The following is a 14,559-nucleotide window of genomic DNA, read 5'->3' on the forward strand; positions in this document are numbered from 1 at the left end:
TACGTGATATGATGAAGTGGCTTTCTCTTGCACTGAGTTTCTTATTCGGCTCAAAACCATCAAACGATTTAAACATCAAAGCAATTGCCCTTGAGGTTTTAGATGAAGTGGCTTCGCGCAGTCGCAAACCCATCGCTCTTATTCTCCTGGGATTCGCTTCGATCATCTTCACTTGCGGTGGACTTTTATTAAGTCTGATCAGCGCTACTCATCAATACGATACTGTCGGCTATTTCAATCCCGGCGCCCAGTTTTGGTCGGGAATTATTTTAGCGGCCGTTTGTATCGCCGGTTACATGTACATGTTCATGCATGCATGGCCCGGAGTAAAAGCGCAAAAAGCTAAGAAGGAAGAAAAAGAAAAAGCCGAACAACAAAAACACTCGGGCGCTCCCGGATTGGACGAAGCTTTATCTTTATTCATTATGGATCACATCGATGCACGCAAAGAACGACGTCATCGTCGTCAAGCTCGCCACAGAGAAGATATGATGGGACCAGTGAAACCGACAGAGCGTGGCGATCAGCCAGTTCCGCCTACGGGTTTCGCATAAGAGTCTTCCAACCAGAAGACGTTTTTTGATAGATGTATCTTTCATGAAGACGGCCTGTGAGACCGAACCAGAATTCAATTTCTGTCGGGATCACTCGCCATCCGCCCCAATGCGGAGGACGTGGAACCTCTTGCCCATCGAATTGTTTTTCATACTCTTGAACACGTAATGCTAAGTGATCGTAGTGTTTCAACTCTTCACTTTGATTTGAAGCCCAGGCTCCAATTTGACTAAGACGTGCGCGAGTTCTGAAATATTTATCGCTTTCAGCTGCAGAGATCTTTTCGGCTTTACCAGTGATACGAATTTGCTGCCACAGAACGGGCCAATGGAAATTCAAACAGACGTTTGGATTTACTGAGATGTCATGTCCTTTATGACTGTTGTAGTTGCCATAAAAAACAAAACCCCCAGCCGATAGTTCTTTAAAATAAACTATGCGTGCTGAGGGCACGCCCTTTTCATCCACTGTTGCCAACGTCATTGCGTTGGCTTCAGGGACATTTTTCTCTCCGGCTTCATTAAGAAGTCGCTCGAAGTGAAGAAAAGGGTCTTGGCTTAAATCAAGCATCAGAAATTACTTCTTAGCTTTTTTGTCAGCTTTTACGATATCCATCAATTCAACTTCGAAAACCAAAACTGAATTTGGTGGGATACCTGGGCGACCTGATGGGCCGTAAGCAAGTTCAGGTGGGATGAAAAGTTTAGCTTTGCCGCCAACTTTCATCAATTGAAGAGCTTCAGTCCAACCTGGGATTACGCCACCAACTGGGAATTCAGCTGGTTGACCACGGTCGTAAGAAGAATCGAATTGTTCGCCATTAGTCAAAGTACCTTTGTAGTGTACTTTTACTACGTCTTCTTTCTTAGGAGTTGCGCCAGTGCCTTCTTTTTCAACGATGTATTGAAGACCAGAAGCAGTTGTTTTCACGCCCGCAGCTGTTTTATTTTTTTCCAAGAACTCTTTACCAGCTTTTGCATTTGAATCAGCTTGTTCTTGTTGTTTTTTCATCGCCATTTCTTGAAGCTTCATCATAGCTGCTTGCATGTCTTCTTTAGACATTTCATTTTTACCAGCTGAAGCATCTTTCAACGCTTGTGACAAAGCGTCTGCATCGAACTCGATGTTTTGTTGTTTCAAGTTACCACCGATTTGCTGGCCAATTGCATAGCTCGCTTTTTTAATATCGTTGTCCAACTTTACTTTTCTGTTACAAGCAGTTGTGAATGCCATTGCAAGTACAAGGCTTCCCAATACCAACTTATTCATTGCTGTCTCCTCATTAAGGTTGTTATTTTCACAGACCACTCATCTTGCGATGATTTCTTGAATTTTCAAATAGATGATGCGCTCCGACATCAAATGTTAAGACCTTCGCGCCTTTATTTTGCAGAGTCTTTGGCCGCGAATTCCACAGCAAAATCTTCGAGCATCGCCAAACGCAAAGCCTTAAAATCTAAAGGCTTCGTGAAAAAGCGCAAAGCCCCTTTTTCCGCTGAGTTCTTACGCAAAAAGGGAGTATCAAAAGCGGTGCAGATATACACCTTAACTTGCGGAAATCTTTTTTGAATCACTTTAAGAAGCGCAATGCCGTCCATTTCGGGCATGCTCAGATCGGAAACGACTAGAACTCGCGAACACTCGCCGCGATTTTCAAGGTAGGTCAAACATTCTTGCGCATTGGCCGCCGTCGCAATAGTCACCCCATCCGCGGACGTCTCGCCTTCAAATTTTACTTTCGCAAGCTGGAGCGTATCCAACTCGTCATCCACGAACAACACTTCAATCATGTGCAACCTATTGATGTGTTCATGCTCTCAGCTTCGATTTTGGAGCGCAAGGAATAAAAAAAGGGAGAGTCGAAACTCTCCCTTGCTGCCGTCCACTAGTAGTTCAAGATATCTTGAGCCAATTTCTCGTCCGAAGACGTGTTTGACGGATCCATTTGGCGAAGAACTTCAAGTGCGCGTGTCAATTTCACGCCTTTTTGTTCGCCACCCGTTGCCAAGTACAAAGCCGCGTCGTCTTTTGATTCAACGATGATTTCTTTGTAGTAACAGCCAGGACCATCTGCGCACATGCTTGCAGACGTCAAAAGAAGAGAACCAGAATACGCGCTCAAGATTGAAGCGACATCATTGGCGTCTGAACGACCGCAATTGTAGCAACCGCCACCATGGTAGTGACCTGGATGAGCCACTGCCGCGATACCTGCCAATAAAATAGATGCTGAAAGAACAAGTGATTTCATGTGTTTTCCTTTCGGGGGTTAGTTTCCTTTTAATAGTTTCTTTAACAATTCAATATTGGTCTTAATCAAATCGGCCTCTTGCAAAAGAACGTCTGACGTTAATTCCTTCGTCAGTTTCTGCGTTTCTTTTGCCGTTTCAGAGGCGTGTTGCGCTTTCGCATCAATACCCGCTTGGGCTTGAGCAAGCTCTGCTTTATCCGGCAATCCATAACCTAAGTCTTTCGGCAAAAACGATGAGGCTTTCGCAAAAAGCTGTGACAACTCTAAGTAATTATCGACGATCGTTCCCTCAGCAGAGTTCGAACGCTTTTCACCCTTGTTAGCGGCATTGATTTCTTCCATCAAAGCGCTTTGCAAATCACTCAGCATCGCCGATTGCAAACGGCGTTCAGCTGCAAGCTCTAACAAATACAAGGCGGCAACCGCTTTCAAACGATCGGGCGTTTCAGGCTGAATACTGCGAATGACAAACGATCTTCGCGAGGCTGAAAGCTTGAAATACTCCTCGAAGTTTTGTGCTGGCATCTTCGGCAAAGCTTTTTTAGCGACCGCAAAACTCGTATTATAACGCTCTTTAAAAGAGTCGAAATAATAGCCCCACTGAATCGCGCGTTGATGATCTTTCAACACACTTTCGTCAGCTAATTTCTTTTTAATCAAAAGATCATACAAGGAAATCGGCGTCTTAATTTCCGAGAACATGATGTCTGGCAATAACAATGAGGACTGCAAAAGATTAAATGCTTCCGTCGCGCAGTTATTCGATACGAAGTAGTATTTGCCCTCGTAAGACCAGTGCACTTCCACCGAGCGAGTCAGGACATTCGTGATTTGTTCACGCGAAAGTTTTAGCGGCAAACTTCTTAACGCGCGGAATTCGCCTTTAGTGTATTCATCAATAACCTGATTCATTGGCAGAATGAATAACCGCGAAGGGTATTTACCACTCAGCCCCGCCCACGTGCTGATCGACATCGAATCGACGAAGGCGCGGAAGCTTAACACCAAATGACTTTCGATATCGCGCAGACACTCAGGGCCCACTTCTTTACGTTGCGGCGAGCACACCACAAGACGAATCATTGCGTGCCCCCAACCACTCATCATCGCTTCGCCTTTTTCTGCAAAAAGATAATGAACTTGGTAAACGCGTGCTGGATCAATATTCAGCATTTGCGCCATTTTATAAGAGCTATTGGGAACGACATATCCTAATTGCTGATCACACGTCACATCCGCAAACGGAACGTGTTTAAAGTGCGAAGACAAGAAACGATACATCCCAGGACGACGACATTTGTATTGTGAATCAAGAAGGAAGTACTCCATGTTCACTGCTAAATATTCTTTAGGATCTGTCAGTTCGTAAGCGTCTGGTGTGCGACCGGAAAAGCCGTTATCAGACATCCCCATCCATCCTGCGATCTGCAAGAAGTATGGATTACCTGACAGTGACGTATGCATTTTTTCGTAAGACTGACACTCTGCCGGGCGCATTCTGGTGCGGTCATCTTTACTTTGTTCAAACGTGCGATCGCACTCTGAAATCCACTTCCACTCTTCTGCGGAGTGAACATTCACGTAATCGTACAAGTGAGTTGTTTCGTGCAATACAGTTGCAAGAGCTTCTTGATACGCGGTTTTATGAGTGCGCCCTGTCTTTGCAGAATTTTCGGAGCCTGCGATGAGTGCAGGTAAAATACTTGGCGCTAATGTGATGCTGCGATTGCGACCTGATGAAACACCAATAGCGCGACCATCCCCGCCTTTGATGTTTTCAACTTTCACTGTGACTTCTTGCAGGGCTTGCTTCAAAGTCGCGGGCAATAGGCTATCCGCTTTGAGTAGAAGAGTTTTGACGGCCTGACGTTCGGTTGCAGGCATTGAAGTCGCTAATTTATACTCCAAAGCATGGGCCGGCGTCGTTGCCATAAGGGCAAGCGCTAGAACCCAGTTTTTGCTTTGCATAGCTAAAGCTTGAATCTTCAACATGCAAGGTCACAGGCAAGATTTTGGCCAAAGCAAAACCGTCTCAAAATGAAACCTATTGCATTACAGTCCCAGAGGCAGAGTTAGAAGTCTGACACCTGCCAATTCACGCTGTTCCAATAGTGGAAAAGACTCCATAAACGACTACTGCAAGGCGCCAATTTTTCCGAAAAGAACCCTAAGGAGCCACTCTATGTTGACCATCATTTTGACCGTCGTTCTTGGGAGTTCTGCGCATGCCGGAGACACGCCTGCTGCAAAACCGAAATCACAGTACAACGCCAATCTTTATGAGCAAGAAGAGAAAAACACGGACAAGTCCTTCAGTGCCAAGGTGCGTATCGTGCGCGATATTTCTGATGATATCGAGGTGATGTTCGAGGGCGATTCCGTGAAAGGCATTTATTCTTTATCACGCAATCGTTCAAACTTTGCTGCAATGCTCAAAGCTTTGGAAGCCAGCAAAAAAGCAGATGGTGGCGCTGTCACTGTCACTGCCGACGAAGATAAAAACATTAAGACCGTTGAGGCCGCAAAGAACACCGGTCGCACCTTTGTTCCACCCACAGATCCAAATAAAAAATGGGACTTCGGTAAGTTAGCTGAATAGATCCTTTTTAAAGTTGCGTAAGAGCCAGCAAAGTGAGATTTTCGCTGTCTAGATGGAAAAATCTCGCGCCCGCTGGCTGAACGCATTTTGGCTTTATCTTAAACGCATCCTGATCGTAAATGTCGTCTTCATTGGCATCGGCTTTTTATGGCGCCTTGCCTTTCTTGCTTACTACGGAAATTCACAAGATCTTGCGAACGTTCATAGCGATGTTGTGCAAGCGTTTATCTTAGGCGCACGCTTCGACAGCACCATTTTATTTTACATCAATGCCGTGCCGTTATTGATTCTGTTTTTGGTGAGCTTTTTTGCGGGCTTTAAATTTTGCGAGCCACTTTTAGAGCGCATCTACACACGCTTCGCTAAGTTCTTGATTCCTTTTTACACCGTCTTTTTGTTCATCGTGACTTACATCACGGCGGTGGACTTTGGTTTCTACAGTTTCTATCAAGATCGCATCAACGTTTTGATCTTTGGTTTCTTTGAAGATGATACGACGGCCTTGATCAAAACCATCTGGCGCAACTATCCAGTGATCTGGATTTTCGCAGGCCTGATTTTATTCACGTGGCTTTTGTGGAAGGGCTTAAAGTTAAACTTCACTCAAGGCAAAGAGTGGGTTCCTTTAAAAGCAACCAAAGTTTCTTATCCCGTATTCGTGCTTTTTGCTTTGGCGATTTTCTTTTTGAACGGTGTTGGTGCACGGGGTTCTTTAGGATTATTTCCTTTAAGCGAAATGGATACCGGGATTTCAAAAAATATTTTCGTGAATCACTTAAGCTTCAACGGCACGCGCGCCTTCACACGTGCCATCGAATTAAAATCACAAAGCAACAGTCGCTGGGACAGCAATCTGCAACACTTCGGTTATGGCGAAAATTATCGCCAAGCTTTTGCTGATTTCTTTAAAGTTCCGGTTGAGCAAGTTCCGCAAGAACCGCTGGATCTTCTGAAACATATGACTGGTAAAAACCCGTGGGCTGAAAAAACAAAGCCGCATGTGTTGTTGCTGGTGATGGAATCCATGGGTGGCTATTGGCTTAAATACGATAAGCCTGAATTCGACCTGGTTGGAAGTTTGCGCAAGCACTTTGAACAGGACACTTACATCACGAACTTCCTTTCAAGCACGAACGCAACGATTGGCTCACTAAGCTGCTTGATGATTGGTTCTCCGCAACGCCCGATCAGTGAATTTTTAACGGAAAGTGGTTACTTGCAAGTGCCTTTCCGCTCCTCCCCGGCCCGTACCTTCAAAAATGCTGGCTACAAAGCACGCTTCATTTACGGTGGTAATCCGGGATGGCGTGAAGTAAATAAATTTGCTCTTCGCCAAGACTTTGACACGGTTGAAGGTGAAGCGGAAATCGCTGACTATTCGGGTGTTAAAGAAAAACATGATTGGGGAATTTACGACGAAGATCTTTTTGATTACGTCTATAAAACTTTGACGGAAGCAAAAACGCCGCAGTTTTTATTGACGATGACGACGACAAATCATCCTCCGTATCAATTGCCGTCAACGTACAAGTCACCTGAATTTAAAGTTCCCGCAGAGTTGGAATCACGCCTTATCGCTGACAAAGCTTTGGCGCAAAATCGTTTTAAAACTTATCGCTATTCAACAGAACAATTGGCGAAGTTCTTAGACCGCGTGAAGAACTCCCCGCTGAAGGATAATTTGATTATTGCGGTGACCGGCGATCATACATTCTGGATTGTGAACTTTGGCGAAGACGAAGTTCTGCAAAAAGGTTCCGTGCCATTGTATATGTATATGCCTGCTGCCATTCGCAAAAAATTGCCGCCGAATTCATTTGGCTCGCATGCGGATATTTTGCCGACTCTTTACAATTTGGCGTTGTCAGAACGTCCTTACTACAGCCTTGCGCGTGATTTGTTTTCTAATACCCCTGATTACGCCGTGAATGCTTCGAATTTGATCGCGAATCAGCAAGGCGCGGTTCTGGTGGCAGGTCAAAGCAAAGACGATCACGCCATGAAATGGCAAAGCACAGCGGACAATCAATTTGCGAAATTAGCCCCTGCCGATATCACTGAAAACGAAAAAGAGCTCTCGACGAAATATAAATCCTTGATGAGTGTCCTGGATTACTATTTCATGAAAGAGAAGCAAGAGAACAGAAAGGATCACTAAGCCATGCGGATTCTTGTCGTCGAAGATCAAGTCAAAATGGCCAATTTCCTTAAAAAAGGCCTGAACGAAGTCGGCTATGCAGTGGACGTCGCTGAAAGCGGTACGGCTGCGGAATCGTATATGGCTCAAGGTGAATACGACCTTGTGATTCTGGATGTGATGTTGCCTGATCAAAACGGTATCGATACCGCAAGACACTTGCGCCGTGACGGTTATGAAGGTCCGATTCTTATGGTCACGGCCCTTTCAACGACAAAAGATAAAGTTCACGGTTTAGATGCTGGTGCTGACGATTATTTGACGAAGCCTTATTCCTTTGATGAGTTGCATGCGCGTGTGCGTGCTTTGCTTCGTCGTAAATCACCGAACGGTGGTGCCGTTTCTAATACTTTGAAATATGCCGACCTTGAACTTGATTTGATTCAAAGAAAAGCTCGCCGTGCGGGACAAGAAATTTCTTTGACGACAAAAGAGTTCGCTCTTCTTGAATACTTCTTAAGAAATCCGGAACGTCCATTGGGACGTGTTTCTATTGCAGAGCATGTATGGGACATTCACTTCGACTCTGAAAGCAACGTGATCGACGTTTATATCAACTTGCTTCGTAAGAAAATTGATGCGCCTTTCTCTAAGAAACTCATCCACACAGTTGTAGGTACCGGATATGTTCTTAAAGAGAATTTATAGATTCTTTTCTGGTTTCAGTATCCGCCTGCGCTTGTCGATCATTTTCGTCGCGATCTTCGGGGTCACGACGATCTTGTTCAACACTTTCGTTTTTAAAATGATGATCGATAATCTTCAGCAAGATTTCGACGATGCCCTATTCAATTATGCCGTCGACGTTTCTGAAGGTGTTGAAATCGGTGTCAAAGGTGACTTGAACTTCCCGCCTTTGCGCCTAGATCACGGTAAGATCCTGCCTTTTCCTTTGGGTACGGCATTGATTCAAGTGCGCCACAGCTCGGGCGCCGTCCTTGCGCGTGTGGGAAATTTCGGTGAATTCAATCCGCCTTATAAAAAAGATTTCGAACGCATCTGGTCCGGTGAGGAAGCGACTTATCGTACGATTGAGCACATCAGCAATATCCCGTCTGCCGAAGCCGATTCGTATCGTTTGATTTCCTTCCCGCTAGATAATGCCGCCAAACCGCAACTGCTTTTGCAAATCGCAGTGCCAATGACCTTGCTTGAAACTCAGATTTCAAAACGTCTGACGTTACTTGAGCTAGGTATTCCCTTTGTGTTGCTGATCGCCACTTTCGGCGGATTGTTCTTATCCGCTCGTGCCTTAGCACCGGTGAATCGCATGATCGCGATTGCCCAAAGAATTCGCGCCAGCGAATTGTCAGCGCGTATTCCTGTGCCCCATGCAAAAGATGAAATTAATAAGCTTGCTTTAACTTTGAATGAAATGCTCGACCGCATTCAACAAGCCTTCCAAAGTCAGGAACGATTTGTTGCCGATGCTTCACACCAACTTTTGACGCCACTGACGATCATGCGCCAAGAACTCGAACTGTTAAGCAAAAGCGAAAAGCGCGATGTCGATCAATTTATTAAAAGCTCTTTGCAAGAAGTTGATAATCTTTCGAACATCGTGCAAGAGATGTTGTTGCTCGCACGTGCCGATGCCGGCCTTGGTGCTTTGAATTTGCAAGAGCTGTCTTTGGATGAGTTGGTCTTCGAGGCCCTGACTCGTTGTGAAAAGTTGGCGAATTCAAAATCTATTAAGCTTAAATTGAACATCGACAATCAGTCAGATGAAGATCGCAAACTTGTTCGCGGCGATAAAGATCTACTGGAAAATTTGATCTTTAATATTATCGAAAATGCGATCAAGTACTCGCCGAACAATGAATCTGTTTCGATCGTTCTAACTTATAAGAATGATACAAGTGCGTTGGTGGTTGAAGATAACGGCCCGGGCATTCCCGAAGAACAATTGCCGTTTATCTTTGAACGTTTCTCGCGCGGATCTAATATGGAAAGTCGCGTAAAGGGCTTCGGTCTAGGTCTAGCTATTGCGCAGAAAATCGCGAATCTTCACGACGCCAAGCTAAGTGCTGAAAATCACACGGGAAGCGGAGCGCGGTTCATCTTTGTAATGAAAAACATTTAATCTGCTTTTAATCACGGTTTTAACCTCCTTTGTTAGTCTAAGCATGTTCCGATTGAGGCTAACTAAAAATAACCATTGGAGGTTACAATGAAAATCGCTTCTGTTTTGATGTCTATCGTATTCGCAGGTGTTATCGCTCAAGCTAACGAAACTGCTCCAGCTGCAACAACTACAACTGCTGCTCCAGCGGCTGCTGCTCCTGCAAAAGAAGAAGTTAAAGCTGAGAAAAAAGCTGCTAAAAAACACCACGGTAAAAAAGCCGCTAAAACTGAAGAGAAAAAAGAAGAAGCTGCTCACTAGTCTGAGTACTTCGAGCTTTGCTCTTAGTTAAAAAGGGACCTTCGGGTCCCTTTTTTTTTACATCTGTGCTTCGTTTTGTTTTTGTTGTTTTGGCGAAGTCGTCTGTTCGTGCGCTTTTAAAAACTTCTCAAAAGCGGTCCAATAATCTTTTGCAAACTTCAGCGTGCTTTCGTCTTTGCATTCGCCTTGTTCATTGAAGGCTTTTCCGGCGTTGAAATAAAATTCGGGTTGGCCCATCACTTCAACATCCAGATACGCCAGAACTTGGCGCAGATGGTGTTGTGCGCCGAATGTACCGATGGCACCAATGGATGCGCCCATGACAGCAGCCTTTTTGCCCTTCCATTTACTTTGACCATAGGGACGCGAAGCCCAGTCGATCGCATTTTTTAAAACGCCTGGGAACGAGCGATTGTATTCTGGAGTGATAAATAAAATAGCGTCAGCTTCTTCGACCATCTTTTTAAAGTCTGCTGCGACTTGAGGAGGATTATTTTCATCGTCATAGTTAAAGAATGGAAGCTTCGTGATATCGAAGGTCTGTAGCTCGAATTCTTTCGGCGCCAATTCCTTCATCATTCTGAAAGCTTTTTGATTTAAAGAATTTTTACTGATCCCACCCACTAGCGTCAGAATTTTCTTTGCAGCCATGACTCACCTCTTTTCAAGGTTTCATTTTATCAATTTAAAATGGGGCGACAAAGATTCGGGGCTTAATATGATAAAGGACAATCAGCTGTTTACCTCTCACGGAAGTAAACAGCTGATTGGGTTAGACAAGACTTTCTTCGATTTCTTTTTGTGAAATTTCATGTGGCTTGCGAATTGATTTCACCGTACCAGCAGAAATCTCAACGATTTGGTCACAGTCAGCAATCGTTCCCAAACGATGGGCGATAATCAACATTGTGACGCCACTGAACGCTTCGCGGATGACTTTTTGAAGAATGGCATCCGTTTGTACGTCCACACTGGCTGTCGCTTCGTCCATCACGATAACTTTTGCTTCTGTCAAAAGTGCGCGCGCTAAACACAACAACTGTCTTTGACCTTGGCTTAAATTCAAACCGCCTTCAGTCACAACAGAATTCAACGATTGTGGAAGAGTGTCTACGAACTCCCACATCGATGCGTGTTTCAACGCCGTGATCACTTCACCGTCCGTATATTCATTGTAGCGATCCAAGTTATTGCGGATCGTACCCATGAATAAAGTCGGATCTTGCGGAATGATCGCAAGACTGCGGCGCAATCGCTCCAACGGAACACCTGCGATATTCACGCTATCAATAGCAATACTTCCTTGTTCAGCCTCAACGAAGCGGAACAATGATTGGAAGAAAGTACTTTTACCAGAACCGGTTCTGCCAATGATACCAACTCGTGTCCCCGCTTGAACTTTGAAAGTGATACCTTTCAAAACCAACGGTAAGTGCGTGGCATAGCGCACTTGCAGATCTTGCACTTCGATTTCACCTTTTTCCGGCCATGTTTCACTCAGTGGCTGCGGCAATGAAATCAAGGTGTCTTTTTCCGCTGGCAAATTCGCAAAGAACTTCAAACGTTCGATGGAAGTCATGCGCGATTCGATATCAGCAAAAATTCTGACACCCCAATTTAGGAATGCCCAGAATGACAACGAATACATCGTCACCAAACCTGCAGTCCCCGCCTGGATCAAACCGTAATGTGCTGACAACGTCACACCAATGGCGGTTGCAACCGAAATCAAACCACCGACCATCGGGATGCGCGAAGAAAACCAACGGTTCAACATATAGTGCGAAAAAAACATACGCTGTGAGTGCGCAAGCTTTTCGTAAAAGTTCTGCAAGAACCAATCACTCTTGTTGAAGCCACGAATCACCGCAAGGCCCTGCAAACTTTCCTTAAAGTGAGCATAACGAGGTGAACGCGCAATACTGTCCAAACGTTTTACTTCACGTGCAGGTCTACGATAGTCACGTTGAAGCAAGTAATACATGAACATCACTGGTGCGATCACTAACGCCATATACGGCATCACACCCAAGATCAAAATCAACGACGCTAAAACTTGCATCGCACAGTTGACCGCGGAACTAAAGCTCCATTGCAGATACACGTCGACCGATTCAATGTCGCGTGAAAAGCGTTGCAAGATACGACCCACCGGAGTCGAGTCAAAGAAACGTACTGGCGCCTTCAAAACGCTCTTCAACATTTTATCATGCATGTCTTTACCGGCTTGGATACCACGGCTTAGCCAGAACAAGTTATCAAGTAAGCTTGCAAGCAAAACGATGACACCCAAAACACCGTAAATCCCTACAGCAGTTAAAGCCACCCATTCACTTTGATGACTTGAATAATATGACAACCACCACTTTTGCAAAAGCGGCAGTGCCGTCACAGCAACTGCGCCCAAGAATAATAATGACAAAATAATTGGATTCCATGTCGGATGATCCCCGCCCAAAGAGCGAATGTAATCCCAATACACTGATCCTTTAACAGCGCCCACTTCGCGGTCTTCGTCTTCAGTGACACGCGATTCATTCAGTTCAGGTGCTGCCGTCGTTTCCGCAACCGGAGCATGAACTTCGGCCGCTTGATGCTCAGCTTCACCTTGTGTTTTGCCGTGCTCTGAATAGAATTCGACAAATTCAGGACAGCTTGCCTTTAGATCTGCGAACGTGCCTTTGCCTTTGATCTCGCCGTCTTCTAGATAGATCACTTGATCGAAGGCATTCAAATGTTCCAGACGATGAGTCACAACAATACGCGTTTTGTCTTTCCATGCGCCAAAAATCAGACGTTGCACTAACAAGTTTTCAGTTTCAGCGTCGACTGCCGACAATGGATCATCTAACAACACCACTTGCGGATTTGATAAAAACGCACGCGCTAAAGCGACACGTTGTTTTTGACCGCCGGAAAGATTCACACCTTTTTCGCCGATCTCGGTACGCAGTCCTGCTTTCCACTCTTTTAAGTCTTTATCTAAGCAGGCGTTGTGAAGTGCACGGCGCAGCTCTTCACCGCTCACGTCTTCACCGAATTTTAAGTTTTCAAGCAACGACGCATTGACGATGTACGCTTCTTGCGGAACGTAGGCTGTCTTGGGACGAAGTGCATTGGACTCCAAACCCGAATACGTGATGCTGCCCGCAGAACTTGTGATTTCGCCAAGCAACGTATGAATCAAAGAGCTTTTGCCAGAACCAACGGGTCCGACGATCGCCAAAGATTTTCCCGGCGCCACTGTGAAGTTCAAATCTTTCAACACAGGCGTTGCCGCATTTTCATACGACACTGTCAAATGCTCAACATGGACACCCGTTGCGCGACCTGAAGTATCGACTTGGCCTTTTTTCTCTGACACTTCTTCTTGTTGAAGGAATGCCAAAATACGACGAGCACCGACAAGGGCTTGGGTATAGCGTGAAATCAGTCGTGAAAGCTCGCCGAAGGGACCTTCAAGCAATCCAAACAACGAAATACACGTAAAGATCAATGCGGCATCCAGTTTTTCCCCGCGCCAGGCATGGGTCGCCAGGGCCACGAACAATACAAATGTCGAAACACCTAAGTAGCCTAGCGACGAATAAGTTTCAGCGCGCGCCAAATGACGACGTGCCGACAATTCTTTTTCACGCACTTCGTTCACTTCTTTCGCGACACTTTTTTCCCACGCGAAGTATTTCACAACACGGATCGCACCCAACGCCTGGGTCATCAACGTCACGCGGTGATCACGTTGTTTCATCATCTCGTCATCAAGACGCGTGAAGGCCTTGCCGATGAACTTCGTCAACGGTGCCAGTGTCAATAAAACGACAACGGCCGCAATCGTCGACAGACCGATATAATAGAACAGCATTCCCACGATCGCGATAATCATGAAGAAGGCATAAAAAATCTCGGCCATGATCAATGCGATATCGGCGACGGATTCACTATCACTGCCCATGTAGTTCACAATGTCGCCCAATTGATTTTTTTGGCGGGCTTGCAGACTCAGTTTTAAGCTGTGACGGAAAATCTTTTCATTCAGCAAGTTTGTGACAAGCTGATACGTGCGAAGTGTGCGCGCGAAATAATGTTGAATCGCGAAACCAGATAAGAAACCGCAAATTCCCAGCAAAACGCCATAGAATAATGTCTCTTTAAGATTTGCTTCCGTAACTCCGGAAGAAATCAATCCGACAAAGCGATGCACAAGCACCGGTGTACAAAGCGAAAACAAGGCGCTGGCCGTATACCAAAGATAAGCCGGCACCGCGAGTTTTCGAGCTGCAAAAATCAACGAATAAAGATGCTTCTGCGCCGACTGCCAATTGATCTTTGCAAGATCTAAAGTTGTCGTGCGCGGATCAAGATCCGGTGGTAAAGGAAGCAAGTCCGTTTCATCAATGATCTTGTGCTTCGCTTTTTGCACAAGCGGACTGACTTCTGTAAAGAACAAACGTCTAAAAAAATTCATGCGAATCCATTCGGAAATTAAAATTTTATATCAAAGGAAGCCGGGTTTGGTGTCTTGTTTAGTCCTGAAAAAAGACTGCGACCTTAGAATGCGGAAAGAGAAGGAGCAT

At 45.3% G+C, this 14,559-nt stretch carries 13 protein-coding genes; 6 read left to right on the top strand and 7 right to left on the bottom strand.

Annotated elements, in window-relative coordinates; genetic code table 11:
* The first annotated feature begins 8 nt into the window (after positions 1-8).
* The gene (locus tag DOE51_RS12625) at positions 9-554 is read left to right on the top strand and encodes a hypothetical protein (RefSeq protein WP_142696918.1); all 546 of its coding nucleotides are present in this window, start codon (positions 9-11) and stop codon (positions 552-554) included.
* Here DOE51_RS12625 and pdxH read toward each other — a convergent pair.
* The 5 genes from pdxH to DOE51_RS12650 all read right to left on the bottom strand — a co-directional run bounded on the left by pdxH (position 538) and on the right by DOE51_RS12650 (position 4,798).
* Entirely contained in the window at positions 538-1,125 is a 588-nt protein-coding gene (gene pdxH / locus DOE51_RS12630; protein WP_142696919.1) for a pyridoxamine 5'-phosphate oxidase, read from the bottom strand. The genes DOE51_RS12625 and pdxH overlap by 17 nt on opposite strands.
* A gap of 6 nt (positions 1,126-1,131) precedes the next feature.
* Entirely contained in the window at positions 1,132-1,824 is a 693-nt protein-coding gene (locus tag DOE51_RS12635) for an FKBP-type peptidyl-prolyl cis-trans isomerase (RefSeq protein WP_142696920.1), read from the bottom strand.
* A gap of 113 nt (positions 1,825-1,937) precedes the next feature.
* The gene (locus DOE51_RS12640) at positions 1,938-2,345 is read right to left on the bottom strand and encodes a response regulator (RefSeq protein ID WP_142696921.1); all 408 of its coding nucleotides are present in this window, start codon (positions 2,343-2,345) and stop codon (positions 1,938-1,940) included.
* A gap of 95 nt (positions 2,346-2,440) precedes the next feature.
* The gene (locus DOE51_RS12645; protein ID WP_142696922.1) at positions 2,441-2,806 is read right to left on the bottom strand and encodes a DUF2388 domain-containing protein; all 366 of its coding nucleotides are present in this window, start codon (positions 2,804-2,806) and stop codon (positions 2,441-2,443) included.
* 18 nt (positions 2,807-2,824) lie between these two features.
* Complete coding sequence (locus tag DOE51_RS12650) at positions 2,825-4,798, bottom strand: DUF4105 domain-containing protein (RefSeq protein WP_142696923.1); 1,974 nt, start codon at positions 4,796-4,798, stop codon at positions 2,825-2,827.
* A 190-nt stretch (positions 4,799-4,988) separates the two neighbouring features.
* On the opposite strand from DOE51_RS12650, the gene DOE51_RS12655 reads away from it, so the two are divergent.
* The 5 genes from DOE51_RS12655 to DOE51_RS12675 all read left to right on the top strand — a co-directional run bounded on the left by DOE51_RS12655 (position 4,989) and on the right by DOE51_RS12675 (position 9,985).
* The gene (locus DOE51_RS12655) at positions 4,989-5,405 is read left to right on the top strand and encodes a hypothetical protein (protein WP_142696924.1); all 417 of its coding nucleotides are present in this window, start codon (positions 4,989-4,991) and stop codon (positions 5,403-5,405) included.
* A gap of 52 nt (positions 5,406-5,457) precedes the next feature.
* The gene (locus tag DOE51_RS12660; protein WP_246845078.1) at positions 5,458-7,563 is read left to right on the top strand and encodes an LTA synthase family protein; all 2,106 of its coding nucleotides are present in this window, start codon (positions 5,458-5,460) and stop codon (positions 7,561-7,563) included.
* A gap of 3 nt (positions 7,564-7,566) precedes the next feature.
* Positions 7,567-8,250, top strand: a complete 684-nt coding sequence (locus tag DOE51_RS12665) for a response regulator transcription factor (protein ID WP_142696925.1) — start codon at positions 7,567-7,569, stop codon at positions 8,248-8,250.
* A complete protein-coding gene (locus DOE51_RS12670) occupies positions 8,228-9,685 on the top strand; it encodes a cell wall metabolism sensor histidine kinase WalK (protein ID WP_142696926.1) in 1,458 nt (485 codons plus the stop codon). Before DOE51_RS12665 ends, DOE51_RS12670 begins: the two co-directional genes overlap by 23 nt.
* A gap of 87 nt (positions 9,686-9,772) precedes the next feature.
* Complete coding sequence (locus DOE51_RS12675; protein ID WP_142696927.1) at positions 9,773-9,985, top strand: hypothetical protein; 213 nt, start codon at positions 9,773-9,775, stop codon at positions 9,983-9,985.
* A gap of 57 nt (positions 9,986-10,042) precedes the next feature.
* Here the strand turns inward: DOE51_RS12675 and DOE51_RS12680 are convergent, their stop codons facing one another.
* Complete coding sequence (locus DOE51_RS12680) at positions 10,043-10,636, bottom strand: NADPH-dependent FMN reductase (protein ID WP_142696928.1); 594 nt, start codon at positions 10,634-10,636, stop codon at positions 10,043-10,045.
* A 121-nt stretch (positions 10,637-10,757) separates the two neighbouring features.
* Positions 10,758-14,450 (bottom strand): ABC transporter transmembrane domain-containing protein, encoded by a 3,693-nt coding sequence (locus DOE51_RS12685; RefSeq protein WP_142696929.1) that lies wholly within the window; start codon positions 14,448-14,450, stop codon positions 10,758-10,760.
* Positions 14,451-14,559: the final 109 nt, after the last annotated feature.

It is taken from the genome of Bdellovibrio sp. NC01 (genome assembly GCF_006874625.1).
Classification (GTDB): Bacteria; Bdellovibrionota; Bdellovibrionia; order Bdellovibrionales; family Bdellovibrionaceae; genus Bdellovibrio.

What these genes read in the sequence shown, in the direction of transcription:
- DOE51_RS12625 (WP_142696918.1), top strand. Translation starts at nt 9, where the DNA reads ATGATGAAGTGGCTTTCTCTTGCACTGAGTTTCTTATTCGGCTCAAAA.
- pdxH (WP_142696919.1), bottom strand. Translation starts at nt 1,125, where the DNA reads ATGCTTGATTTAAGCCAAGACCCTTTTCTTCACTTCGAGCGACTTCTT.
- DOE51_RS12635 (WP_142696920.1), bottom strand. Translation starts at nt 1,824, where the DNA reads ATGAATAAGTTGGTATTGGGAAGCCTTGTACTTGCAATGGCATTCACA.
- DOE51_RS12640 (WP_142696921.1), bottom strand. Translation starts at nt 2,345, where the DNA reads ATGATTGAAGTGTTGTTCGTGGATGACGAGTTGGATACGCTCCAGCTT.
- DOE51_RS12645 (WP_142696922.1), bottom strand. Translation starts at nt 2,806, where the DNA reads ATGAAATCACTTGTTCTTTCAGCATCTATTTTATTGGCAGGTATCGCG.
- DOE51_RS12650 (WP_142696923.1), bottom strand. Translation starts at nt 4,798, where the DNA reads ATGTTGAAGATTCAAGCTTTAGCTATGCAAAGCAAAAACTGGGTTCTA.
- DOE51_RS12655 (WP_142696924.1), top strand. Translation starts at nt 4,989, where the DNA reads ATGTTGACCATCATTTTGACCGTCGTTCTTGGGAGTTCTGCGCATGCC.
- DOE51_RS12660 (WP_246845078.1), top strand. Translation starts at nt 5,458, where the DNA reads ATGGAAAAATCTCGCGCCCGCTGGCTGAACGCATTTTGGCTTTATCTT.
- DOE51_RS12665 (WP_142696925.1), top strand. Translation starts at nt 7,567, where the DNA reads ATGCGGATTCTTGTCGTCGAAGATCAAGTCAAAATGGCCAATTTCCTT.
- DOE51_RS12670 (WP_142696926.1), top strand. Translation starts at nt 8,228, where the DNA reads ATGTTCTTAAAGAGAATTTATAGATTCTTTTCTGGTTTCAGTATCCGC.
- DOE51_RS12675 (WP_142696927.1), top strand. Translation starts at nt 9,773, where the DNA reads ATGAAAATCGCTTCTGTTTTGATGTCTATCGTATTCGCAGGTGTTATC.
- DOE51_RS12680 (WP_142696928.1), bottom strand. Translation starts at nt 10,636, where the DNA reads ATGGCTGCAAAGAAAATTCTGACGCTAGTGGGTGGGATCAGTAAAAAT.
- DOE51_RS12685 (WP_142696929.1), bottom strand. Translation starts at nt 14,450, where the DNA reads ATGAATTTTTTTAGACGTTTGTTCTTTACAGAAGTCAGTCCGCTTGTG.